Raw genomic sequence first — 21,205 nt, forward strand, 5'->3', positions numbered from 1 at the left:
GCTCAAGGTGCCTTGTCCGCCAGCGCCGCCAGCGCCTGTGCCAGCGAGATGGCGCCGGCGCCGGAGGCGACGCTGGTGTACTTCAGCTGCACGTCGGGCATCACCCACACCCGGCCCGCCGCACCGGCCGGCGTCTGCCGCAGCGTGGGGTACTGCGTCCACAGCGCGTCGGCACCGCCGAACAGTTCGAGATCGTGTTCGCTGACCAGGATCACCTCGGGCGCCGCGGCCACGATGCCTTCCTGGCTCAGCACCGAGTAGTCGCTGACGCCCGCGGCGTCGCCGATGTTGTCGCCGCCGGCCAGGCGGATCAGCGCCGCGGCGGCGGTGTCGGCGCCGCCGACGGTGGGCTGGCCACCGGCGCCGGTCGCCGAGACATGGATGACCTTCGGGCGGCGTGCATGGCCGGCGGCAATCCGCGCCGCCTCGTCCAGCTGCGCCTGCACCTGGGTGGCCAGGCGCTCACCGGCCTCGGCCGCGCCGAACAGCGCCGCGGTCTTGCGCACCTTGTCGGGTGCCGGTTGCAGGTCGTCGACGATCACCGCGGGCAGGCCGGCATCGCGCAGCTTGCCGGCCAGGCCACTGTTGCCGTGGCGGCGCAGGCTGTTGCCGACGAACAGGGTGGCGTCGAGGCTCAGTACGCCCTCGGCACCGGTGGTGCGGTTGAACAGGAACTGCTTCGGTGCGGCGCGCCCCGCGGCGGTGGCGGTATTGACCGGCGCGGCGAACACCTGCGCGTCGAGGCCGAGCGCTTCCATCACCGAGATCACGTCGTCGCCGCCGGCAATCGTGCGGCTGCTGTCGGTCACCGTCACCTCGACGCCGTCGTCGGAGCGCACCGTCGCTGGAAGCCGCGGGTGCACGCCTTCGGCGTCGGGCACGTCGACACCGACCACGCGCTGCCAGCCCCCGGGCAGCGCCGTGGCACCACCGGCAGTGGCCGGCGCGACGCCGGTCGTCGCCGCTGGCGGCGCGGAGGGCGAGCACGCGGCCAACGCCAACGCCAGCGCCAGGCAGGCGGCGAGGGCGGCAGTGGACGGGCGGGAGATACGGCGGTCAGGCATGGAGGGATCCATCATTGCCGGCGGGACGGGGCGTCCTGCAGGCTGAAGTGCGCATTTTACCGGTGTCGGCAAACCACTCAGCGCGCCTTCGGGGTGATGCGGCGGATCTGGTCGCCGGCGGGGTCGTTCTCGCCGCGCGACTTGTTGGTGGCGAAGATGTTGCCGCGACCATCGGGATAGGCGTGGTTGGGGAAGGTGCCGCCATCGAGATTGGCGACGAGGTTGCCGGCGCCATCCACCACCGCGATGGTGCCCGCGACCCGGGTCGGCACATAGGCCAGGCCGGACTGCGGATCGAACGCCACATAGACCGCGCCGGCACCGACGTACACATCGTGCAGCACCTTGCCGCTGTCGGCATCGGCGATGACCAGGTTGTCGCTGCCCTGCGCGGCCACATAGACGCGCCGGTTCTGCGGGTCCACCGCCACGCCGATCGCGCCTTCGACACCCGGCACGCGGAACACCTTGTCGATGGTGCCGCTGGCGACATCGAGCACGGCGACCTCCCCGGTGGACAGGCTCACCGAGTACAGCTTGTGCGCCACCGGGTCGAGCGCCAGCGCCATCGGGCTGAAGGTCTCGCCGCGCTCGCCGGAGGGAATGGTCACTTCCTGCACGACTTCGAGCGTGTCCGTGTCGAACGCGACCAGCACGCCGCCGCCGAAGCTGCTGGCCCAGGCGCGGCCGGTGGCGGCGTCCACCACCACGTCGCGCGGGTGCGCGATCACGCCGGGTTCGAACTGCTTGACCAGCGACAGGTCGGACTGGCGATACACGGCCACGGTGTCGTCGCGGGTGTTGGTCACCCAGACATTGCCGCGGGTGTCGTCGACGCCGATGCCGTACACCGCGAACACGCGGCCGTCGTCGCGCCCGGGCACCGCGGCGGGGGTGATGCGCGCGGTGACCTCCAGCGTCCGCGGGTCGAGCTTGAGCAGTTCGGATTCGCCCACCGGCGGACGGCCCACCGCGGCGGTCACGAACAGCGCATCGCTGGCCGTGCCATAGGCGACCTGGTACAGCCCGCGCACCAGCGGACTGGCGGCGACATCGAAACGGTCCTGGCCCGACAGCGGGACTTCCTTCGACACCTTGAGGTCGAACACCGCCGCGGCATCCGGGTTGGCGACGCGCACGACCACCGGATGCAGGCCGGCGGCGGCATCGGCCGGAATCGCCAGCGTCGCCTTGAAGCCCCCCTCGCCATCGGCGATGTAGGGCTGCGCGTTGAGCACGGTCTCGCCGCGCAGCAGCGTCACCGACTGGCCGGGTCTGAAGCCGCTGCCGGCGATCTCCGCCTCGGTGCCCGGCAGCACCAGCGGGGTGGTCGCGCGCACGCTGCCTCGGAAGTCGTTGTCGGGCGTGCCGAACACCTGCGCGCCGGCGATGCCGGCCGCCATCGCCAGGGACAGGCCCAGCGCCGCCAGGCGCAGGCGGGAAGAACGGAAACGCGTGCTGCTCATTGCGGACTCCTTGGCGGGGATGCCGGCACGGGTGCCGGAGGATGCGGATTGGGGACGGCTGCCGGTATCGCGCGGCGTCTGGGGGAGAGCGCTGATCTGCGTCAGGCTGCCCACCGGTACGTACGATCGATGGCCGACGGTGCGGATTCGGACGCGATGGTGGTGACGCGCAGCGCCGGCCTCGACCCGCGGTGGAACCGGTCGGGATAGGCGACGTCGTCGACGGAGCCGGCCAGGGTGCTCATTGGTCGGCGTCGCCCGTGGAGGGTCGTGGCGTGTTGCTGCGGTCGGCCACGCCGGTCACCGCGTGCAGCGCGCCCATCAGCGAGGCGCGGAACATCGGACCGTGGCCGAGGCCCGGAAACTCGCGGTACGAAGCCTCGATGCCGGGCACCGTCGCCAGCGTCCCGGCGAGCTGCATCGCCGCATCCGGCGTCGCCGCCTGGATCCGCCGGAGGTGTGCGACCACGCGCGGATTGGTCAGGTCACGGCGTCCGCGGTCGCCGACACGTTCGGCGCCGCCGAGGTGGATGATCACCCGCGCCGGATGCCCGACGTTGTGGGCGATGAAGCGTTCGCTCTCGCGCACCGCATGCGCGTCGCCCCACCACATCGACGGGCTGCCGGCGACATAGGTCTGGAATGCGCCGGTGCGGGTGTACAGCGTATGCAGCACAAACAGCCCGCCCAGCGAGTGGCCCCACAGCGTCTGCCGCTGCGGATCGATCGGCATCCGCTGCGCCAGCTGCGGGCGGATCGTACGTTCGATCAGCTCGGCCAGCGCGTCGGCGCCGCCACTGCCCAGGGGTGCGGTTTCGGCGTCCTCGGGCGGCAGCACCGCCGGCGTGTAGTCGCGGTTGCGCTGCGGCGAATCGATGCGCAGGTCGTTGTCGTAGCCGATGAACACCAGCGCATGCGGCTCCGGCTGCGCGGCGAGCTCCTCCAGCAGCGCGTCGTCGAACTCGATCAGCGCGGCGTTGCCGTCGAGCATCCAGAACGTCGGCCAGCCGGCGGCGGGGGCGGGCGTCTTCGGCACCGCCACGTGCACGCGCCAGGTGCGGCTGCCGTCGTGGCTGGCGACGGTGAAGCGCTCGAAGGCATAGGCGTGCGACGCGTGATCGGCCACGGTCTGGCCGATCGTCTGCAACGGGTTGCGCTGCTGCGCGGAGGCGGGTGTGGTCATGGCGAGGGAGGCAAGGAACAGCAGGCCGGCCGCCACGGTGGTCGCGACACGCGTGCGTACGGACGGCCGGAACCGGGCGGGCTGGAAGTCGCCTGGCTGGAAGCGGGCTGGCTGGAAGCGTGCTGCGTGGAAGCCTGCTGTATGGAAGGTTGATGTCATGCGGGATCCGTCGAACGCGTCAGAAGCCGATGTGGGTGCTGACGAACCAGGCGCGTCCGGGTTCGTTGTACGTGTAGGCGCCGGCGCCCTCGATGGCGTTCGGCGTGCCGAGGTTGACGCCCGATGCGTTGCCACGGCGGAAGATGCGCTTGTCGAGCAGGTTGTCCACGCCGATGACCACGTTCACCCGGTCGGTGATCCGGTAGCGGCCACTCAGGCCGACCAGTGCATAGGGCGGCATGCGGTCCGCGGCGCTGCCGGTGACCGGACGGCCCTGGTAATCGAGCCGCTGCGGCACCTGCTCGCCGTAGAACGTGGCCCGGGCCAGCAGCGACAGGCGCTCGCCCGCCTGCCAGTCGAAGGCGGTGTTGACCGTGTATTCGGGAATCGTCGACAGCGCATCGCCGGTCGTGCGGTTCTCCGATTCCAGCATCCAGGTGACGTTGGTGTTCCAGCGCAGCGCGTCGCCCAGCGGCAGTTCCACGCTGCCTTCCAGGCCTTCGATCACGGCCCTGGGCACATTGTCCCAGCGGAAGACATCGACGTTGCGCACGCGGTCGACGACGACGCGGCCGGCTTCCACCTTGTCGCGGTAGTCGTTGTGGAACCAGGTCAGGCCGGCCTGCATGCGGCCGTCGGCAAACTGCACGCCGAGTTCCTTGTTGATGCTGGTCTCGGCGTCGAGCGCGTCGTTGCCGACCAGGAAGCACGGGCCGCCCCCGCCCCAGCAGCCGATGCCGTTGCTGTAGAGCGAATAGCCGGCGTTGCTCTGGTACAGGTTGGGTGCCTTGTAGGCGCGGGCGATGCCGGCGCGCAGGGTCCAGCCGGGCAGGAAGCCGAACGCGGCGTTGAGCGCCGGGCTGACGTTGCCGCCGTGGCGGTCGTGATGGTCGTAACGCAGCGTCGGGGTCACCGTCAGGCGGTCGCCGATGTACAGGTTGTCCTCGATGAACACCGAGGCGATGCGTGCATCGGCGCGCCCGTCCCAGGTGGTCGGCGGCACCGGGACATTGGGCTGCGGGTTGCGGTCCTTGAGGCCGGATGCGGTGTCCTCCAGCCGGCTGTCGACCCACTCCGCGCCGACGGTGACCACATGGTCGACGCTGTCGCCGATGATCGTGCGGTTGACCTCGCCATGCAGCGTCAGCGTCCGCAGGTCGATGTCGCCGAAGCCGCCGTCGACGATGAAGATGCCCTCGGTTCCCCCGGCCAGGCCTTCGAGCAGGCGCGTGTTGCGGGTGTCTTCCAGCGCCGCGTACACCAGCGAGCGGGTGGAGTCGCCGTACTCGCCACGGTGGCTGATGTCGAATGTGCGGCGGTAGCTGCGGTTGGTCTCCGCGCCGATCCACTTCAGCACTTCGGCGTTGCGGTTGGTGTTCTGGCTGTCGCCGGTATAGATGTTGCCCTGGCGGCTGAAGCCGGCGCCGAAGTCGAAGCGCTGGCCCGGCAGCAGTTCCCACAGCAGCTTCGCCGAGGCGTTGCGGCTGCGCACGCCCTCGCGGCCGGCGGGGAAGGTGCCGGCGTTGCTGCCGGTGCGCCGCGAAGCATGGTCCCGATTGATGTCGAAATCGTCGGCGTCGGCCTTGCCCGCATTGCCGGACAGCCGGAACGACAGGCGGTCCGACAGCGGGCCGCCCATCTGCAGGCCTGCGCGCTGGCTGCCGCCGTCGACGCCGTGGGTCGGGACCGAACCATAAAGGTTCAGCGAGCCGCTGAACGCATCGGTTGGTGCGCGGGTCACGATGTTGACCACGCCGCCAGCGGCGCCATTGCCATAGCGTGCCGCGGCCGGACCGCGCAGCACCTCGATGCGTTCGATCTGCTCGGGCGCCACCCAGCCGGTGTCGCCACGCGAATCACGTTCGCCGCGCCAGCCGTAGCGCACGGAGTTGCGGCTCGACACCGGGATGCCGTCGACCAGGATCAGGGTGTTCTCCGGGCCCATGCCGCGGATATCGATCTGCCGCTGGTTGCCACGCTGGCCGCTGGTGGAGTTGCCGGTCAGGTTGATGCCCGGCAGCGTGCGCAGGAACTCGGCGATGTCGTTGCGCGGTGGCTGCCGTTCGAGATCGTCGGCCAGCACGGTCGAGGCGCCCAGCGCCTGACGCGCGATGGCCTCGGCGGTGACGTGGACGGTGTCGAACGTGCGCACGTCGGCGCCAGCGTCCGCGGGGCGCCCTGTCCAGGGGGAGGCGTCATGCGCGGCCAGCGGGCCGCACAGGGTCAGCACGACGGTCGAAGCAAGCAGAGACACGCGGCGTGGGCAGGGCATTCGGGTTCCGGCACAGGCGGGATTGGCGGGCGTCGGGAGCGGCTGGACGATCGGCGCAGCGCGGGGCGCGGCAGCCGCTCATCCTAAGGTGACTGAGAATCGTTATCAACAACGTTGGCGCTCGTCATCGACGCCATGCATCGCGGTGAATGAGACCTGTTATCATTCGCGCCGCGCAGCGGGCTGGAAGCCGGCTGTCCCCGCCGAGGCCCGTGGCCCGTCCGCCGGACGCGGCGCGGGTCGCTTCCGAGACCTGCATGTCCGCCGTTTCCGCGCCCTCCAGCACCATTCCCGGCCTGCCAGCGCTGGTGTTCACCGCACTTGCCGGCACCATGGCGATGATGGCCTTCGTCGCCGTCGTCGGGCCCGTGGTGCGGGTGCTGGGACTGGCGGAATGGCATGCCGGCCTGGCCGTGACCGCAGCCGGCCTGCTGTGGATGCTGGCCGCGCGGCGCTGGGGTGTGCTGAGCGACCGGATCGGGCGTCGACGCGTGCTGCTGATCGCACTGGCGGCGTACGCCGCGGTGTACCTGGCGATGGCGGTGTTCGTGGATGTCGCCCTGCGCAATCCGCCGGTGGTGCTGGTCTCGGTGCTCGCGCTGGTGGGGACCCGGGCACTGGTGGGCCTGTTCTATGCGGCGGTGCCGCCGACCGCGGCCGCGCTGATCGCCGATGGCGCGCGTCCGGGCCACCGCGCCGCGGTGATGGCGCGGCTGGGCGCGGCGAATGCGCTGGGCATGGCGGTGGGGCCGGCTGCGGCCGGCTGGATCGCTTTCCATGATCTTTCGCTGGCGCTGTATGTCGCCGCGGGGCTGCCCCTGCTGTCGCTGCTGGTGGTGTGGTGGCGGCTGCCGCTCGACGGGCCGCTCGCGGGTGGCACACCCCGGCCCGCCAGGCAGGCGCTGACCTGGCGCGACGCGCGGTTGCGGTTGCCGGTCGCCGCGGTGTTCGCCGCGATGGTGTCGGTGACCATCGCCCAGGTAGTGGTGGGTTTCTTCGCGATCGACCGTCTCGCTCTGTCGCCGGCCGATGGCGCCCGGGTGGCGGGGTTGTCGCTGACCGCGGTCGGGGTCGGCCTGATGGCGTCGCAGATGCTGGTGATGCGCTTGAAATCGGTGCCGCCGGCGCGCTGGATCGCGCTCGGTGCCACGATCTCCGCCACCGGTTTCGGCTCGCTGGCGCTGATCGACGTGCAATGGCAGCTGCTGCTGGCCTATGCGGTGGCGTCGTTCGGCATGGGCTTCGTGTTCCCGTCGTTCCAGGCGCTGGCCGCGGATTCCGTCGATGCCCACGAGCAGGGCGCGGCGCAGGGCACGGTGGCTTCGGTACAGGGGTTCGGCATGGTCATCGGCCCGCTGCTGGGCACGCTGCTCTACAGGGTGTCGCCGGGTGCGCCCTACCTGATGGTCGCTGCGGTGCTTGCGGTGCTGGCACTGGCGGCGGTGCGGCACCGCGCGGGGGTGGTGCGATGAGCGAAGGCCCGCTGTCGATCGCGACGGACCTGCCGGCGTCGGCGCCCTGGTGCGGGCCCGCCAGCCCGGGCGCATTCCGCCTGCATACCCCCAGCGAACGTCTGGACGCGGTCGGCTGCCTGGCGCGCTTGCCATCGGGCCCCACGGACACGCTGGGCGCGCGGGTCGATGCGTTCTTCGCCGCGCGCCGGTCCGGGCCGGGCCTGCTGGTGGGCGCACTGCCCTTCGATCCGCATGCCGACGACGCGCTGTACCAGCCCGAACGGGTGGGCGCCGCCGCGCCCGGCAGCCGCGACGACGGCGCCTGCCTGCGCCCGAGCGCCGCCGTTGCGGAACCGTCCGAGGCCGACTATGCCGCGGCGGTATCGCGCTGCGTGGCACGGCTGGACACCGCGGACGCGCCGCATGGCCTGCACAAGGTGGTGCTGGCGCGCAGCCTGCGCGTGGAAGCGGCGGCCCCGGTGGATCCGCAGCGGCTGGCCGCACGACTCGGCGAGGACGCCAGCGTGACCACCTATGTGATGCCGCTGCCGGTCGCCGCCGGCGAGGCGCCGGCGTGGCTGGTGGGGGCGACGCCGGAACTGCTGGTCTCGCGACGCGGCACCGCGGTGGTCTCGCATCCGCTGGCCGGTTCGGCACGGCGCTGGCGCGAGCCCGCGCGTGACGCCGCCGCGGCCAGGGCCCTGCTCGCTTCCGGCAAGGACCACGAGGAACACCACCATGTGGTCGAGGCCATCCTCGACACGCTGGCCCCGCTGTGCAGCCGCCTGCACGCACCGGTGGCGCCGTCGCTGCACGCCACCCGCACGATGTGGCACCTCGGCACCCGCATCGAGGGCACGCTGAAGGATCCGGCGGTGTCGTCGGCGCACCTGGCCGGCCTGCTGCATCCCACGCCCGCGGTGTGCGGCACTCCGCGGCTGCCTGCGCTGGAGGCGATCCGCGCGCTGGAACCGGTCGACCGTGGCTTCTATGCCGGCGCGGTCGGCTGGACCGATGCGGACGGCGATGGCGAGTGGCACGTGTCGATCCGCTGCGCCCGCGTGCAGGGGCGGGTGCTGCGCCTGTTCGCCGGTGCCGGCATCGTCGCCGGCTCCGAGCCCGCACTGGAGGTCGACGAGACCGCCGGCAAGTTCCGCGCAATGCTCGATGCGCTGGGCATCGACGACCTGCGCACCGCATGAGCGACCGACGCACGATGGGCAACCCGCAGTCCGCAACCCGGCTTCCGCTGCGCCAGGTATGGCCGGACGCCTTCGTGGCCCGCTACCGGGCGGCCGGTTACTGGCGTGGCGAAACCTTCCCCGGCTTCCTGCGCGAACGCGCGCAGCGCCATGCCGACGACGTGGCCGTGGTCGGCGGCGACACGCGCTGGACCTATGCGCGGTTGTGGGACGAAGTCGAGCGCATCGCCGCCGGTTTCCTCGCACAGGGCCTGCAGCCCGGCGACCGCGTCATCGTCCAGCTCGGCAACATCCCCGAATTCATCGCGGTGGCCTGTGCGCTGTTCCGTGCGCAACTGGTGCCGGTATACGCGCTGCCGGCGCATCGCATCACCGAGGTCGCGCACTTCGCGCGCAAGGCCGAAGCCAGCGGCTATGTCGTGGCCGAGCGCTACGAGGGCTTCGACTACCGCACGCTGGCGCGCGAGCTGCAGGCCGAGGTGCCCGCCGTCGGGCACGTGTTCGTGGTCGGCGATGCGCAGGAGTTCACTTCCGTCTCCGCGCTCGAGGGCGATCGCGCCGCGCTGCCGGGCGATCCCGATCCGCAGTCGGTGGCGTTCCTGCAGATCTCCGGCGGCAGCACCGGCCTGTCCAAGCTGATCCCGCGCACCCACGACGACTACATCTACAGCTTCCGCGCCAGCAATGAACTCTGCGGGATCGGCCGCGACAGCGTGTACATGGTCGCGCTGCCGGCCGCGCACAATTTCCCGATGAGCTCACCGGGCTTCTTCGGCGCGCTGTACGCCGGCGCGCGCGTGGTGCTGAGTCCGGGGCCCGGGCCGGATGCGGCGTTCCCGCTGATCGCGCGCGAGCGGGTGACCTGCGTCGGCCTGGTGCCGCCACTGGCACTGTTGTGGGCCGATGCCGCGGCGAAGACCACGCACGACCTTTCCAGCCTGCAGGTGGTGCAGGTGGGTGGTGCCAAGCTGGTGCCGGAAGCGGCGCGTCGCGTGGTCGCGGGGCTCGGTTGCGCGTTGCAGCAGGTGTTCGGCATGGCCGAGGGGCTGGTCAACTACACCCGGCTCGACGACCCCGACGACATCGTGCTCGAGACCCAGGGCCGTCCCATCAGCCCGGACGACGAGGTGCTGGTGGTCGACGACCACGGCAACCCGGTGCCGGATGGCGAGGTCGGCCACCTGCTCACGCGCGGGCCGTACACCATCCGCGGCTACCACAACGACGAGGCCGCCAATGCGCGCGCGTTCACCGACGACGGCTACTACCGCACCGGCGACATGGTGCAACGGCTGCCGGGCGGTTACCTCGTCGTGCAGGGTCGCGCCACCGACCACATCAACCGCGCCGGCGAGAAGATCTCCGCCGAGGAGATCGAGGACCACCTGCTGGCGCACCCGCAGGTGTTCGATGCCGCGGTGGTGTCGATCCCCGATGCATTCCTCGGCGAGCGCAGCTGTGCCTTCGTGATCGCGCGCGGCGAGCAGCCGAAGCCGGCCGCGCTGAAGGCCTGGGTGCGCGGCCGCGGCCTGGCGGCGTTCAAGGTGCCGGACCAGGTCGTGTTCGTGGACGCATTCGACACCACCGCGGTCGGCAAGATCAGCCGCCGCGAACTGCGCGCGCAATTGCGCGAACGGTTCCTCGCCCACGTTGCGGCTCCGGCTGCGAAGACGACCTGAGTCCGGACGGCGCGGCAGGCTCCCACCCGGCGGAACAGTCGCCGCGCCACGCGCCGGACGGTCGGCGAACAAGGTCGCACCTAACCAGTACGAGACATCCATGGCACTCCCCACCATCCCCGCATATCCACTGCCCACCGCCGACGAGCTGCCAACACCGCGCGGCGCCTGGCGCCCCGAGACCGGCCGGATCGCGCTGCTGGTGCACGACATGCAGCGCTATTTCCTGTCGCGCTTCGATGCCGATGCCGCGCCGCTGGCGCCCGCCATCGCCAACCTGGCGCGCCTGGTCGAGCGCTGCCGTGCGCTGGGCATTCCGGTGTTCTACACCGCGCAACGCGGCAACCAGGACCGCCGCGACCGCGGCCTGCAGGCCGACCTGTGGGGTCCGGGCATGCAGGCGATCGACGAACACGAAGCGATCATCGACGCGCTGGCGCCCGCAGCCGGCGACCACGTGCTGGTCAAGCACCGCTACAGCGCCTTCCAGCGCAGCAACCTCGAACAGCTGATGCGCGTGCGCGGCCGCGACCAGTTGCTGATCACCGGCGTCTACGCCCACATCGGCCTGCTGTCGACCGCCACCGAGGCGTTCCAGCGCGACATCGAGACCTTTATCGCCGCCGATGCGGTGGCCGATTTCTCCCGCGCGGATCACGATATGGCATTGGCCTGGATCGCCCGCGCCTGTGGCGTGCCGCTGGCGACCGACCGCCTCCTGGAGATCCTGCAATGAACGCACCGCAGACCCTGACACTCGAGCGCATGCGTGCCGACGTCGCCGACCTGCTCGGTGAAGCGCCGGACGATATCGGCGACGACGACAACCTGGTGGACCTGGGCCTGGACTCGATGCGCGTGCTCGGCCTGGTGATGCGCTGGGGCGAGACCGGCATCGCGCTGGAGTTCCCGCATCTGGCCGAGCACGTCACCCTGGCCGGCTGGTGGTCGACCGTGCAGCAGTTGCAGAAGCACGCGGGGCAGGGCTGATGTCGGTGGAGACAGGCGTGCATCAAGCGGTCCGGATCGCCGGCGTCGCGGTGGGTGCGCGCCCGAGCACGATCGTTCCTGCGGGTGCGGGGCGCCTGTCGTCATGATGGTTCGTCGCCGCACCCGGCCCGGATCCGGCACGCCATGAGCGTCGTGCGCGAGTCCTGCGAAGCGGTGCCACACGTGGCCGCGGCCGACGGCAGCTGGCCACTGACCGAGGCGCAGGCCGGGCTCTGGTATGCACAGCGGCTGGCGCCGGAGAACCCGGCGTTCAACACCGCGCATGCGCTGTGGATCGACGGGGCGCTCGATGTCGCCGCGTTCGCTTGTGCCGCCGACCGCGCGGCGCAGGAAGCGACCGCGCTGCGGTTGCGCATGCGCGATGGCGAAGACGGTCCCCACCAGGTCGTGGACGACGCGCACCTGCCGCAGCTCGAGGTCGTCGACCTCTCGGCTGCAACTGATCCCGCTGCCGCCGCGCGTGACGCCATGCAGCACGACCGCGGCACCCCCGTGGACCCGACGCGCGACCGCCTCGCCGTGCAGCGCCTGTACCGGCTCGGCGTCGATCGCTTCGCCTGGTACTTCCGCGTGCACCACCTCGCCGCCGACGGTTACGGCATGGCGCTGTTCGCAGAGCGCGTTTGCGCGCTGTATGCGGTGGGTGGCGATGCGGCCGCAGGCGCGCCACTTGCATCGTTGTCGCGTGTGTTCGGGGAAGACGCCGCCTACCGCCGTTCCGAACGTCGCCAGCAGGATGCCGGGTACTGGCGCGACACGATGGCCGGGATGCCGGCCGCGGCCGGCTTGGGCGGTGGCTTCGCCGCGGCCGCGCCTGACTGCCATCGCCATGTCGTCGCGATCGACGAAGCGTTGCGGACGGCACTGCTGGCCACCGCGCAGCGCATCGGCCAGCCGTGGCCGGACGTGCTGACCGCGTTCGCCGCCGAATACTGCCGGCGCATGTCCGGCCAGGAGGAAGCCGTGGTCGGCGTGCCGTTCATGGGCCGACTCGGCAGCGCATCCGCGCGGGTGCCGGCGATGGTCATGAACGTGTTGCCGCTGCGGGTGCCGGCGATGCCGGAGACGAACGTCGAAGGCTTCGTGCAGGCGATCGCGCGTGCGCTGGTGCGCGGCCGCCGGCACGGGCGCTACCGCGGCGAACAGTTGCGGCGCGACCTCGGCCTGCTCGGTGGCCAGCGCCGCCTGCACGGGCCGCTGGTCAACGTGCAGCCGTTCTATCGCCCGCCGCGGCTCGCGGATATGCGGGTCTCGCTGGAAGTGCTCGGCACCGGTCCTATCGACGACGTCACCATCGGCTTCCGCGGCGACGCGACCCATGCGCTCGATCTCGAGATCGAGGCCAACCCGACGCTGTACGACGCGGTCGAGGTCGCCGCGCATGCCGCGCGCCTGCAGGCCTTTCTCGCAGCCGCCTGCAACGCATCGCAGATGGACGACGTGCCGCTGGCCAGCCCCGAGGAAGCGCGACGTTACCTGTTCGAGGTCAACGCCACCACGCAGGAGGTGCCCGACACCACCCTGGCCGCGCTGATCGAACGCAGCATGCAGGCGACGCCGGATGCGGTCGCGGTGGAGTTCGAAGGCGCTTCGCTGACCTACCGCGAACTCGAACGCCGCACGCGTGCACTCGCGCTGCTGTTGCGGGCGCAGGGCGCGACCGTCGATACGGTGGTCGCGGTGGCGCTACCGCGTTCGCTCGAATTGATCGTCGCCCTGGTCGCCACGCTGCGCGCCGGCGCCGCCTACCTGCCGCTGGACCTCGCCCATCCGGATGCACGCCTGCAGCGCATCCTGCAGTCGGCGACGCCGGTGTGCGTGCTGGCGGGGCAGGGCGATGCAGCGCGTTTCGGCGATAGCGCACCGGTACTGGGGCCGGATGCCTGGGACACCCGCACCGACACCACGCTCGAAGGCGTGCCGGGTCCGGACGACGCCGCCTACGTGATCTACACCTCCGGCTCCACCGGCGAGCCGAAGGGCGTGGTGGTCGAACACCGCGCGATCGTCAACCGCCTGGAGTGGATGCGCGCGCATTACGGCATCGACGCCTCAGACCGCATCCTGCAGAAGACCCCGGCCACGTTCGACGTGTCGGTGTGGGAATTCTTCCTGCCGCTGCTGGCCGGCGCGCGGCTGGTGGTGGCCGCGCCCGACGCGCATCGCGATCCGGTCGCGCTGGCGCGCCTGGTCCGCGCTCGCGGCGTGACCACGCTGCACTTCGTGCCGTCGATGCTGGAGGCCTTCCTCGCCGCACCGGAGGCGCGCGGGCTCGTCGTGCGCCGGGTGTTCTGCAGCGGCGAGGAACTCGGCGCCGACCTGCGCGACCGCTTCCACGCCACCGTGCGGGCCGAACTGCACAACCTCTACGGCCCCACCGAGGCGGCGGTGGATGTCAGTTACTGGCCGGCGTCGGCGGACGACACCTCGCGCCCGGTGCCGATCGGCTTCCCGGTGTGGAACACGCGGCTGTACGTGCTCGATGCGCGCATGCGGCCGTTGCCGGCGGGCGTGGTCGGCGACCTCTACCTCGGCGGCGTGCAGCTCGCGCGTGGCTACCTCGGCCGCGACGACCTCACCGCCGAGCGCTTCATCGACGATCCGCACGTGCCCGGCGCGCGCCTCTACCGCACCGGCGATCTGGCCCGCTGGCGGCGCGACGGCGCGGTCGAGTTCCTCGGCCGCAGCGACCACCAGGTCAAGCTGCGCGGCCTGCGCATCGAACTGGGCGAGATCGAAACCGCCATCCTCGCCAGTGGCGCGGTGCGCCGTGCCGGCGTGATCGTGCGCGAGGACCGCCCCGGCGATCGCCGCCTGGTCGCCTACCTGCAACCGGAAGGCGAACTTGACCTCGCCGCGCTGCGCACTACCGTGGCCGCGCGCGTGCCGGACTACATGGTGCCGGCGGCGTTCGTAGCGCTGGACGACTGGCCGGTGACCGCCAACGGCAAGCTCGACCGCGGCGCGCTGCCGGCGCCGGTCTACGACGGAGCGGAGGGCGAGGCGCCGCGTACGCCCACCGAACAGGTGCTGGCGGCGTTGTTCGCGCAGGCGCTGGGCCTCGAGGCAGGTGCGGTCTCCGCCGACGCCGACTTCTTCGCGCTGGGCGGCGATTCGCTGTCGGCGGTGCACCTGCTGATGGCGATCCAGCGCCGCTTCGGCCGCGACCCCGGGCTCGGCGCGCTGTTCGCGACCCCCACCGTGGCCGCGCTGGCCGCGCGCATCGACGCCGACGACGACACGCCGGACCACGGCCTGGCGCCGCTGGTGCGCCTGCGCCGTGGCGATCCCGGACGTGCGCCACTGTTCGTGGTGCATCCGGCCGGCGGCATCAGCTGGTGCTACCGCGAACTCGCGCGTGCGCTGTCGCCCGCGCGCGACGTGCATGGCCTGCAGTCGCCGGCGCTGGACCTCGCGCAGCCGCTGCCGGCCAGCATCGATGCGCTGGCGGCGGAGTACGTCGAACGCGTGGCCGTGTTGCAGCCCGAAGGACCGGTGCACCTGCTCGGCTGGTCGGTCGGCGGCATCCTTGCCCATGCGATGGCGGTGCGGCTGCGCGTGCTCGGACGCGAGGTCGGCGTGCTGGCGCTGCTCGATGCCTATCCGGCGGAGTGCTGGCGCGCCGAGCCGGAGCCCGATCCCGTCGCCGCCCTGCGCGCCTTGCTGGCCATCGCGGGCTACGACCCCGACGGGCATCCGGAGCTCACCACGCGCGAGGCGATCGTCGACTTCCTGCGCCGCGGCGACAGCGCACTCGGCAACCTGCCCGGCGGGGTGCTAGACGGCGTGGTGCGCACGGTCACCGACACCAACCGGCTGGTGCGCCAGCACCACCACGCGCGCTACGACGGCACCCTGCTGCACGTGCGCGCCGGCAACGACCACGTCGACCGTCCGCAGCTGCAGTCCGCGCTGTGGGCGGCGCACGCCGCCCGGGTCGACGCGGTGGAGCTGCCCTTCCTGCACGCCGAACTCACCGGCCGCGACGCCACCCCACGCATCGCACGATTGCTTGATGCCCGGCTGCATGCGTTCGACGCCGACCACGCGCCCGATCGCGTCCCTTGCGGTGCCTCACCGCCGCACGGGCCGCGCTCCGGAACCGCGCTCCCGCATGAACCCGACTCCGGAACCCCTCTCCCGTCCACGGGAGAGGGCCAGGGGTGAGGGCGCTCTTTTCCCGCCGACACCAGCTCAGGACCCGCCATGCACCTCACCGGCTTTGAAGGCAGGATCGCCCTGGTCACCGGCGCCGCCGGCGGCATCGGCGCCGCGGTCGTTACCCTGTTGCGCGCCAGCGGCGCGATTGTCGTCGCCACCGATCTCGAAGCGCCGGCGGCGGAGGCGAACGTGCACGCCTTCGCCCTCGACGTCACCGACTCCGCCGCGGTCGACGCACTCGTGGCCCGGGTGGAGGCGGAGATCGGCCCGATCGACCTCGCCGCCCATGTCGCCGGCGTGCTGTCCACGACCAGCGTCGCGGAAACCTCCGACGCGGAATGGCGCCGCACCTTCGCCGTCAACACCGACGGCGTCTTCCATGTCGGCCGTGCACTGGCGCGGGTGATGGCGCCGCGCCGGCGCGGTGCGCTGGTGGTGGTGGGTTCCAACGCCGCCGGCATCCCGCGCCAGGCGATGGCCGCCTATGCCGCGTCCAAGGCCGCCGCCACGATGTTCGTGCGCTGCCTCGGCCTCGAGCTCGCCCCGCACGGCGTGCGCTGCAACGTCGTCGCCCCCGGGTCCACCCGGACCTCGATGCAGACCGGCATGTGGGCCGACGCCGACGGCGAGGCCCGGGTCATCGCCGGCACCATGGAGAACTTCAAGAGCGGGATCCCGCTGGGCAAGATCGCCGAACCTGCCGACATCGCCCACGCGGTGATGTTCCTGCTGTCGGAGCAGGCCGGCCATATCGCCATGGGCGATCTGTATGTCGACGGCGGTGCCACCCTGCGCGCCTGACGCGACAAGGTCCTGGCGCCGCCGGAGGGGTGAAGGGCACCGCGGGCGGTTCGCGTAAGCTCCGGAAGGGCCGCCAGGGGGCGCCGGGAGCGGCGCGGCCCTTCTCGCGTGAGGGTCGGGGAAACCCCTAAAGGACCGCCGCCCGCGGTCGATAGCGTGGGGACAGCGTGCGGATGGCGGATGGCTGTCGGGCGCCTCTCGCGCCCCATGCAGGCGCAACGGAGACAAAGGGAATGTTCTTGAAGGTCGAGGAGCGCAAGGTCGCCGTCGCGGAGCTCGTCGAGGGCATGTATGTCTGCCGGCTCGACCGCGACTGGGAGGGCACGCCCTTTCCGCTGCAGGGGGTGATGATCGCCAGCCAGGCCGACATCGACCTGCTGGCCTCGCTGTGCGAGTGGGTGTATGTCGACACGCTGCTCGGGCTGGCGCCGCGGGAGCCGGCGGTGGCGGCTGCGCCGGTACGCGACGTCGGCCCGGTCTTCGAAAACAGCGAAATCGAGGCACTGCAGCACAGCCAGGCCTATCCGCAGCTGGCTGCGTTCGACACCGAACTGCCGCAGGCACGCGAGGCGCAGGCCGAGGTGGTGCGACTGGCGACGCGCATCCTCGACGAGGTGCGCGCCGGCCGGCCGATCGCCGCGGGCGAGGTGCGCGAGGCGGTGGAGCCGATGGTGCGCAGCATGGTGCGCAACGCCGATGCCTTCCTGTGGGTGGACCGCCTGCGCGAACGCGGCGACTACGCCTACGACCACGCCTTGGGCTGCAGCGCGCTGGCTGCCGCGCTGGGACGTCATCTCGGCCTGCCGGAGCCGCTGCTGGTGGACCTGGCGAGCGGCGCATTGCTGCTCGACATCGGCAAGCTGCGGGTGCCGCCGGAGCTGCTTGCTCGACCCGGGCCGCTGGCTCCGGACGAGATGCACCAGGTGCAGGCCCACGTCCAGCACGCGCTCGATCTGCTGGACCATGGCGCCGCGGTGCCGGCGCATGTGTGCGACATGATCGCCACCCATCACGAACGCGTGGACGGCAGCGGCTATCCGGCAGCGCTGGACGGCGACCGGATCCCGCTGCTCGGGCGCATCGCGGCGGTGATCGACTCCTACCATGCGATGACCAGCCCGCGCCCGTACCGCCCCGCAATGGCCCAGCACGTCGCGCTGCAGCAGCTCTACCGTGGCCGCGGGACGGCATATGCGGGCGAGCTGGTGGAGCAGTTCATGCAGTGCATGAGCGTGTATCCGGTGGGCTCGCTGGTCGAGCTCAACACCGGCGAAGTGGCGATCGTGATGGCACAGAACGCCGCACGCCGGCTGATGCCGCGGGTGATGGTGCTGACCACGCCGGACCGCGAAGTGCTGGAGCACTTCGGCACCCTCGACCTGATGATGCAGGGCGACCGCGATGCGGCGATCCGCATCGCCGGTGCGCTGTCGCCGGAGGAATGCGGCCTCGACCCGGTCGAGCTGTTCCTGTGAGCGCCTGGTTGCGTGCGGCCCGGGGATGCTGAACCGTCCCGCCACCCTGCACACGGTGTCGCAGGCGATCGACGCCCACCGCGCGGCCGGCGAGGAGCTCGCCGTGCTGGTGGTGCGCGGCCAGCGCACGCGCGAGACCGAACTGTCGCTGGGCTATGCGGTCGCCGAGGCGCTGGGGGCGGCAATGGAGGCGAAACTGGTCGCCACCCTGCGCGCCCAGGACACGGTGTTGAGGATCGCGGAGCACGGCTTCGTCGTCCTGCTGCCCGGGTTGCGCGGGCAGCAGCACGCGTCGCTGGCAGCGGCCAAGCTCGTGCGCGCACTCGGCCAGCCGGTGATGCTGGATGGCTGGCAGCTGCATCCCTCGGTGACGGTGGGGCTGGCGCTGTGCCCGTCGGATGGAATCGATCCCGAGCAGCTGTGCCTGCGAGCCGACCAGGCCTGCGACGAGGCCTGCTCCGAGGCCGACGGCTTCGCCTTCTGGCGCAGGCCCGTGCACGCCGACAGCTTCACCCACGACGAGCTGCGCGATGCCCTGGCGCTCAACCAGCTCGAGCTCTACCTGCAGCCGGTGCTCGACCTGCGAACCGGCCTGACCTCGGGCTATGAAGCGCTCGCGCGCTGGACCCATCCGCGCATCGGCGCCGTGCCACCGCCGGCATTCGTCGGCGAGGCCGAGCGCACGGGCCTGATCGGCGAGCTCACGCGCTGGAGCCTCACCGTGGCATTGCGGCACCTCGCGCAGCTGCGTCGCGACGGCGATGACGTGCACATCAACGTGAACCTGTCGGTCGTGGCCCTGCAGCTGCCGGGGTTCGCGTTGCAGGTCATGGACCTGCTCCGGGTCTGGCAGGTGCCGCCGCATGCGCTGGCGCTGGAGGTGACCGAGAGCGCGTTGATGCGCGACGTGGTCCGCGCACAGGGCGTGCTGGCCGAGCTGCACGACGAGGGCGTGCGCATCTCCATCGACGATTTCGGCACCGGCTATTCGTCGATGGCCTACCTGCAGCGACTGCCCACCGACGAGCTGAAGATCGACCGCAGTTTCGTGGTCGACGTCGCAAGCAACGACCGCGCGCGCCATCTGGTCCGCTCGATGATCGACCTCGGCCACCACCTCGGCCTGGAGGTGGTGGCCGAAGGCGTCGAGGACTCCGCCACGCTTTCCCTGCTGCGCGAGCTCGGCTGCGATTGCGCGCAGGGCTTCGTGATCGGGCGCCCTGCACCGGCCGCGGATATCGTGGCCGGTCCGCGTCCTGATCAACTCACGCTGTAGCCTGGGCACCGGTAGCGGCACCGGCAGTGCCGCCGCATCGCCTTCGGGACGACGACCGGGTCGTCCTCGCCGCTACACCGGACGGGTGCCGATTCCCTAGCCGATCGGCTCGTCCAGGATCAGCTGGCGCACGAAGCGCACCGGCGGCGCGCCCTTCGACAGCACCTCGTCGTGGTAGGCCTTGAGGTCGAAGGCGTCGCCGCGCTTTGCTTCCACCGCGCGGCGCATGTCGAAGTGTTCCTGCGCGCCGACGAAATAGGTCGGCAGCTGCGCCGAGCTCACCTGGGCGCGGATCCACTTGCCGGCGGCCTCGCTCTCCTGCTGGAAGGTGGTGCGCACCATCAACTCCATCGCCTGCTCGCGCTCCCAGCCGTCGACGTGCACGCCGATGTCGAGGATCGCGTTGGCCACCGAGCGCAGGTAGAACTTCAGCTGCACCAGCCGGAACAGCGGGTCGTGGTCGAGGTAGCCCGCCTGCGCCATCACTTCCTCGGTGTACACCGCCCAGCCTTCGGCGAACGGACCCGAGCGCAGCACCGCGCGCAGCGTGGACGGATGGCCCACCGAGTGCGCGCCCTCGAGGTAATGGCCCGGGACGCCCTCGTGGATCGACAGCAGGTGGATCATGCGGTCGTTGTATTCGCGCAGGAACGACGTCGCCTGGTCATCGCTCCAGTCGTCGGGAATCGGCGAGATCGCATAGTAGGTCTCCAGCCCCTTGTCGAGCGGGCCGGGTGAATCGCAATAGGCCACCGCCACGCCACGCTGGAATTCCGGCATCTCGATGATGCGCACCGGCGCGTCCGGCACGGTGACGAGGTCGTGTTCGCGGGTGAACGTGGTTGCCGTTTCCAGCGTTTGCCGCGCGAAGTCGAACACCGCATCGCGCGCGGGTCGTTCGGCGTAGGCCAGCTCGAGCGCCGCCTCGATGGCCGCCTGTTGCCGCGCATCGTCCGGTGTCGCCGGCAGGGCCGGGGCGCCGTCGCGGTCCTTCAGCACGTTCTGCGCGATGGCATACATCTCCTCGCGCACACGGACGATTTCTGCTTGCGCGCGCTGGCGGATCTCCTCGCGCGACAGCGAAGCGTTGAGCGAATAGCCGAGTTTCTGGTCGAACAGCGCGGCGCCGATGCGGAAGTCGCCGGCGGCATTCGGGACCAGGGTGCCGTCGATCCAGGCCTGGTGCTCGTCGACCGCGGTGCGCAGGCCGGCGACGGCGGCATCCAGGCGCGTGCGCGCCTCGCCATCCAGGCTGCCGGCGTGCGGGGTGATGAACTGGTCGACCAACGACAGCAGGCCGCGGTTCTGCCGCGACACGGTTTCCGCATGCACCTTGGGTACACGCGCCGGGTCGAGGTTCGCGCGCATCTGCGCCAACAGCGTCGGCAGCGCTTCCATGCGCGCGCTGGCGGAAGCGAGGCGCTCGGGCAGCGGCGCGAACTCGCGTGCCATCAGGTTGTAGATCGCGCCGCCGGCCAGGCCGTTGTACAGCAGCGGGTCCCAGGCCCACGACTGCAGCGTTTCCACGTTCCAGATCGTGGCCTCTAGGCGGTTGCGCAGCAGCAGCGCGTCGACCTGGTTGTCGCGCGACAGCTGGCTGGCGTCGATCGCGTCGAGTCCCGCAAGCAGCGCACGGTTCGCATCGACCACACGCTGGCGGCCTTCCTCACTCAGATCGTCGACGCGGTCGTCGTGGCGATGCTCGCCGGTGCGGGTGGCGCTGATCGGCGACTGTTCGAACCACGTGGCCAGTGCCCGGTCGGCGAGGGCGGCGAAGGCCTGGTCGGCCTCGCCCTGGGTGGCGGCCGTGGTCGCTGCAGCAGGGCTGTCCACCGTGGCGGGGCCGGTCGAAGGCTGGCAGCCGGCGAGGACGGCGAGCAGGGACAGGGCAAGCAGGCTGTGGCGCATCGAAGCACTCCGCGAAGATGGAAACGGTCAGGCAGCAAGCGTAGTCGCCACGCCCGATGTGCGCACCCTGCATTGCAGGCATGACCATCGGCCT

General features: G+C 71.4%; 15 protein-coding genes. 9 read left to right on the plus strand and 6 right to left on the minus strand.

The features are described 5' to 3' along the window. Positions 1–2 precede the first annotated feature (2 nt). The 5 genes from E5843_RS04435 to E5843_RS04450 form a co-directional block, all read right to left on the minus strand. Positions 3–1,064, minus strand: a complete 1,062-nt coding sequence (locus E5843_RS04435; protein ID WP_136411944.1) for a heme/hemin ABC transporter substrate-binding protein — start codon at positions 1,062–1,064, stop codon at positions 3–5. Between the two features lie 77 nt (positions 1,065–1,141). Next, positions 1,142–2,530 carry a Vgb family protein gene (locus E5843_RS04440; RefSeq protein WP_136411945.1) on the minus strand — a complete coding sequence of 463 codons (1,389 nt, stop codon included), beginning with the start codon at positions 2,528–2,530 and terminating at the stop codon, positions 1,142–1,144. A gap of 101 nt (positions 2,531–2,631) precedes the next feature. Beyond that, positions 2,632–2,775 carry a hypothetical protein gene (locus tag E5843_RS14105; RefSeq protein WP_166815888.1) on the minus strand — a complete coding sequence of 48 codons (144 nt, stop codon included), beginning with the start codon at positions 2,773–2,775 and terminating at the stop codon, positions 2,632–2,634. Next, positions 2,772–3,713, minus strand: coding sequence for an alpha/beta hydrolase (locus E5843_RS04445; RefSeq protein WP_166815890.1), 942 nt, complete (start codon positions 3,711–3,713; stop codon positions 2,772–2,774). The genes E5843_RS14105 and E5843_RS04445 overlap by 4 nt, the downstream gene beginning before the upstream one ends. Before the next feature lie 178 nt (positions 3,714–3,891). Continuing rightward, positions 3,892–6,126, minus strand: a complete 2,235-nt coding sequence (locus E5843_RS04450; RefSeq protein ID WP_208542775.1) for a FepA family TonB-dependent siderophore receptor — start codon at positions 6,124–6,126, stop codon at positions 3,892–3,894. 275 nt (positions 6,127–6,401) lie between these two features. Here E5843_RS04450 and E5843_RS04455 point away from each other — a divergent pair, with 275 nt between their 5' ends. The 9 genes from E5843_RS04455 to E5843_RS04495 all read left to right on the plus strand — a co-directional run bounded on the left by E5843_RS04455 (position 6,402) and on the right by E5843_RS04495 (position 19,203). Next, on the plus strand, positions 6,402–7,616 hold the full coding sequence (locus E5843_RS04455; RefSeq protein WP_141065711.1) for an MFS transporter: 1,215 nt from the start codon (positions 6,402–6,404) through the stop codon (positions 7,614–7,616). Beyond that, on the plus strand, positions 7,613–8,800 hold the full coding sequence (locus tag E5843_RS04460) for an isochorismate synthase (protein ID WP_136411949.1): 1,188 nt from the start codon (positions 7,613–7,615) through the stop codon (positions 8,798–8,800). Before E5843_RS04455 ends, E5843_RS04460 begins: the two co-directional genes overlap by 4 nt. Beyond that, positions 8,797–10,479, plus strand: a complete 1,683-nt coding sequence (locus E5843_RS04465; protein WP_279631943.1) for a (2,3-dihydroxybenzoyl)adenylate synthase — start codon at positions 8,797–8,799, stop codon at positions 10,477–10,479. The genes E5843_RS04460 and E5843_RS04465 overlap by 4 nt, the downstream gene beginning before the upstream one ends. A gap of 100 nt (positions 10,480–10,579) precedes the next feature. Beyond that, positions 10,580–11,215 carry an isochorismatase family protein gene (locus E5843_RS04470; RefSeq protein WP_136411950.1) on the plus strand — a complete coding sequence of 212 codons (636 nt, stop codon included), beginning with the start codon at positions 10,580–10,582 and terminating at the stop codon, positions 11,213–11,215. Next, a complete protein-coding gene (locus E5843_RS04475; RefSeq protein WP_141065712.1) occupies positions 11,212–11,469 on the plus strand; it encodes a phosphopantetheine-binding protein in 258 nt (85 codons plus the stop codon). The genes E5843_RS04470 and E5843_RS04475 overlap by 4 nt, the downstream gene beginning before the upstream one ends. Before the next feature lie 144 nt (positions 11,470–11,613). Next, positions 11,614–15,657, plus strand: coding sequence for a non-ribosomal peptide synthetase (locus E5843_RS04480; RefSeq protein WP_136411951.1), 4,044 nt, complete (start codon positions 11,614–11,616; stop codon positions 15,655–15,657). Positions 15,658–15,696: 39 nt separating this feature from the next. Further along, a complete protein-coding gene (locus E5843_RS04485; protein ID WP_136411952.1) occupies positions 15,697–16,452 on the plus strand; it encodes a 2,3-dihydro-2,3-dihydroxybenzoate dehydrogenase in 756 nt (251 codons plus the stop codon). A gap of 233 nt (positions 16,453–16,685) precedes the next feature. Beyond that, positions 16,686–17,927 (plus strand): cyclic di-GMP phosphodiesterase, encoded by a 1,242-nt coding sequence (locus tag E5843_RS04490; RefSeq protein ID WP_134672887.1) that lies wholly within the window; start codon positions 16,686–16,688, stop codon positions 17,925–17,927. A 25-nt stretch (positions 17,928–17,952) separates the two neighbouring features. Continuing rightward, the gene (locus E5843_RS04495) at positions 17,953–19,203 is read left to right on the plus strand and encodes a putative bifunctional diguanylate cyclase/phosphodiesterase (protein WP_166815892.1); all 1,251 of its coding nucleotides are present in this window, start codon (positions 17,953–17,955) and stop codon (positions 19,201–19,203) included. 96 nt (positions 19,204–19,299) lie between these two features. Here E5843_RS04495 and E5843_RS04500 read toward each other — a convergent pair whose 3' ends face one another. Further along, complete coding sequence (locus E5843_RS04500; protein WP_136411955.1) at positions 19,300–21,111, minus strand: DUF885 domain-containing protein; 1,812 nt, start codon at positions 21,109–21,111, stop codon at positions 19,300–19,302. Positions 21,112–21,205: the final 94 nt, after the last annotated feature.

It is taken from the genome of Luteimonas yindakuii (assembly GCF_004803715.2).
In the GTDB taxonomy this organism is placed as follows: domain Bacteria; phylum Pseudomonadota; class Gammaproteobacteria; order Xanthomonadales; family Xanthomonadaceae; genus Luteimonas; species Luteimonas yindakuii.

Bases quoted from the DNA above. Each gene is read 5' to 3' on its own strand.
- E5843_RS04435 (WP_136411944.1), bottom strand. From the start codon at position 1,064: ATGCCTGACCGCCGTATCTCCCGCCCGTCCACTGCCGCCCTCGCCGCC.
- E5843_RS04440 (WP_136411945.1), bottom strand. From the start codon at position 2,530: ATGAGCAGCACGCGTTTCCGTTCTTCCCGCCTGCGCCTGGCGGCGCTG.
- E5843_RS14105 (WP_166815888.1), bottom strand. From the start codon at position 2,775: ATGAGCACCCTGGCCGGCTCCGTCGACGACGTCGCCTATCCCGACCGG.
- E5843_RS04445 (WP_166815890.1), bottom strand. From the start codon at position 3,713: ATGACCACACCCGCCTCCGCGCAGCAGCGCAACCCGTTGCAGACGATC.
- E5843_RS04455 (WP_141065711.1), top strand. From the start codon at position 6,402: ATGTCCGCCGTTTCCGCGCCCTCCAGCACCATTCCCGGCCTGCCAGCG.
- E5843_RS04460 (WP_136411949.1), top strand. From the start codon at position 7,613: ATGAGCGAAGGCCCGCTGTCGATCGCGACGGACCTGCCGGCGTCGGCG.
- E5843_RS04465 (WP_279631943.1), top strand. From the start codon at position 8,797: ATGAGCGACCGACGCACGATGGGCAACCCGCAGTCCGCAACCCGGCTT.
- E5843_RS04470 (WP_136411950.1), top strand. From the start codon at position 10,580: ATGGCACTCCCCACCATCCCCGCATATCCACTGCCCACCGCCGACGAG.
- E5843_RS04475 (WP_141065712.1), top strand. From the start codon at position 11,212: ATGAACGCACCGCAGACCCTGACACTCGAGCGCATGCGTGCCGACGTC.
- E5843_RS04480 (WP_136411951.1), top strand. From the start codon at position 11,614: ATGAGCGTCGTGCGCGAGTCCTGCGAAGCGGTGCCACACGTGGCCGCG.
- E5843_RS04485 (WP_136411952.1), top strand. From the start codon at position 15,697: ATGCACCTCACCGGCTTTGAAGGCAGGATCGCCCTGGTCACCGGCGCC.
- E5843_RS04490 (WP_134672887.1), top strand. From the start codon at position 16,686: ATGTTCTTGAAGGTCGAGGAGCGCAAGGTCGCCGTCGCGGAGCTCGTC.
- E5843_RS04495 (WP_166815892.1), top strand. From the start codon at position 17,953: ATGCTGAACCGTCCCGCCACCCTGCACACGGTGTCGCAGGCGATCGAC.
- E5843_RS04500 (WP_136411955.1), bottom strand. From the start codon at position 21,111: ATGCGCCACAGCCTGCTTGCCCTGTCCCTGCTCGCCGTCCTCGCCGGC.